Source organism: Albidovulum sp., from assembly GCF_049646345.1.
In the GTDB taxonomy this organism is placed as follows: Bacteria; Pseudomonadota; Alphaproteobacteria; order Rhodobacterales; family Rhodobacteraceae; genus Albidovulum.
Genome location: NZ_JBARVQ010000394.1, coordinates 1 through 1,939, shown reverse-complemented (window position 1 = coordinate 1,939; position 1,939 = coordinate 1). Strand labels below are relative to the sequence as shown.

The 1,939-nt window shown below is 60.7% G+C and carries 3 protein-coding genes; all 3 read left to right on the top strand.

All coding sequences use genetic code 11. The annotated features are described in order from the left end of the window. The first annotated feature begins 40 nt into the window (after window positions 1-40). The 3 genes from WBB85_RS09650 (at window position 41) to WBB85_RS09640 (ending at window position 1,724) form a co-directional block, all read left to right on the top strand. Window positions 41-865 carry an SDR family NAD(P)-dependent oxidoreductase gene (locus tag WBB85_RS09650; protein ID WP_432638409.1) on the top strand — a complete coding sequence of 275 codons (825 nt, stop codon included), beginning with the start codon at window positions 41-43 and terminating at the stop codon, window positions 863-865. Window positions 866-941: 76 nt separating this feature from the next. Further along, on the top strand, window positions 942-1,151 hold the full coding sequence (locus WBB85_RS09645) for a twin transmembrane helix small protein (RefSeq protein WP_432638408.1): 210 nt from the start codon (window positions 942-944) through the stop codon (window positions 1,149-1,151). Then, window positions 1,152-1,724: a cob(I)yrinic acid a,c-diamide adenosyltransferase gene (locus WBB85_RS09640; RefSeq protein WP_432638407.1), complete on the top strand. Its 573-nt coding sequence runs from the start codon at window positions 1,152-1,154 to the stop codon at window positions 1,722-1,724. The last annotated feature ends 215 nt before the right edge of the window (window positions 1,725-1,939 follow it).

Sequence of the window (1,939 nt, the reverse complement as noted above, 5' to 3'; positions counted from 1 at the left end):
TCCCGAAACGCTATTGCCAGAGGTAAGGGGCGAGGCAAGCATGACGCGATCCATTCTCATCACTGGCTGTTCCTCGGGCATCGGCTATGACGCGGCTGTAACGTTGAAGGCCGCAGGGTGGCGCGTCTTCGCAACCTGCCGCGCCGAAGCCGATGTCGCGCGATTGTCGTCAGAGGGGTTTGAAAGCCTTCAGCTCGACTACGAAGACGCCTCGAGCGTTGCCGCCGCGGTGGAGGAGATCCTGTCACGGACGGGGGGCACCCTCGACGCTTTGTTCAACAACGGAGCCTATGCAATCCCCGCGCCTCTGGAAGATGTGTCGCGCGAGGCGATGCATACAATCTTTGAAGCAAACCTGATCGGCTGGCACGACCTCACGAACCGGATCATCCCCGCCATGCGGGCGCAAGGTCACGGGCGGATCATCAATTGCTCCTCCGTTCTCGGCCTCGTCGGCATGAAATGGCGCGGGGCCTATGTCGCGACGAAGTTTGCACTGGAAGGTATGACGGACGTCCTGCGGATGGAGATGGCGGAAACCGGGATCAAAGTCAGCCTGCTGGACCCCGGCCCGATCGCCACGGATTTCCGCAAGAACGCGGTCAAACAGTTCGAAAAATGGGTGGACTGGGAACATTCGGCGCGTGCGGATGAATACCGTGCAAGCCTTCTCGACAAGTTGTACAAGGGCGGTAGCAGCGGACCGCAATGGCCTGCCTCGGCAGTGACGAAAAAGCTGATCATGGCGCTTGAGGCATCAAACCCGAAGCCACGCTATTACGTCACCACGCCGACTTATCTCATGGGTTTCGCAAAACGGATTCTTTCCTCGCGCGCTCTGCTCTGGATGCTGGCGCGCGGCTGACGCGACGGGTCGCCGCATCCATTGCGCTGGCATCCGGCACGCGTGGGGAGTAGAAAGCGGGCAACCGGAGGTGCGCATGGCCAACGATCCCCTATTCCTCGTCGCGGCGGGTGCCTGCCTTGTCGTGCTGATCATCCTGATGATCGGCATCGGCGGCTTTGCCAAGGGTGGCGATTTCAACCGCAAACACGCCAACAGGATCATGCGTTACCGCATCATCGCGCAGGCGGTGGCGGTGGTGCTGATCCTGCTGTTCGTCTTCCTGTCCGGTCGCGGAGGTTTCTGAATGGTCGTTCTGAACAAGATTTACACCAAGACTGGCGACAAGGGCGAAACCGCACTTGGCGATGGCAGCCGGGTCGCCAAGCATTCGATGCGGGTCGCGGCCTACGGCACGGTGGATGAGACGAATTCCGTCCTCGGCCTCGCCCGGCTTCATGCGACGGGTGAGATGGATGTGGCGCTCGCACGCATACAGAACGACCTTTTCGACCTCGGCGCGGACCTCTGCCGTCCCGAGATGGAGAAGGACGGCGAGGCGGGCTATCCGGTGCTGCGCATGGTTGACAGTCAGGTTTCGCGCCTTGAGGCCGAAATCGACGCGATGAACGCGAAATTGGAACCCTTGCGCAGCTTCATCCTGCCCGGCGGCTCGGCCCTTGCGGCCCATCTTCACCTTGCCCGCACCGTGTCGCGCCGGGCCGAGCGGATGGCGGTGGAACTGGTCGGGATGGAATCGGTGAACGGGGCGGCAGTGAAGTATCTCAACCGCCTTTCGGACTGGTTCTTCGTCGCTGCCCGCATCGCCAATGACGACGGCCGGGCCGACGTTCTCTGGGTTCCCGGCGCGAACCGCTGAACCGATCCGGTAAGGTGGGTTTAAACCCACCTTACATCTCCCACCGGGGACCGCAAATACCAGCCAACCAGTTCATTTCGACAGGTTTGTAAGGTGGGTTTAGAGCGTGTTGCGGTTTTCGAGATTCAGGATTCCCCCGATGCTTGATCTGTGATTCCCTGTCTGTATGGCAGATATGGGGGTCAGTGATGGGCAAACCACATCCTATGGCACTT